The organism is Vibrio sp. OPT46, from assembly GCF_015163535.1.
GTDB lineage: Bacteria > Pseudomonadota > Gammaproteobacteria > Enterobacterales > Vibrionaceae > Vibrio > Vibrio alginolyticus.
On the sequence record NZ_JADDYG010000161.1, the window covers coordinates 1 to 212 of the forward strand.

Below are 212 nucleotides of genomic sequence, written 5' to 3' on the forward strand. Positions count from 1 at the left end.
GACTCAGGAATACTACAAATTCTGCGCCCAGGAACGGCGACTATTCTTGCTACAGATAGTAGCTCTGCTTATGAATCTTCTGAAGCAAGATTTTCTGTCACTGTAGAGCGAGGCATCAATACTGAACTTTCAGTGAGTGATCTGAATTTCAATGCGATTGAGTCAGAAGGAAAAGCGTTGATCGTCCGTGGCCAAAAAGGCGAACTGAGTTA

General features: G+C 43.9%; 1 protein-coding gene. It reads left to right on the forward strand.

The genetic code is table 11. From position 1 onward, the window contains the following. Positions 1-212 (forward strand): hypothetical protein (locus tag IQR33_RS06965; RefSeq protein ID WP_193843605.1); only part of this gene is annotated, 212 nt, incomplete at both ends.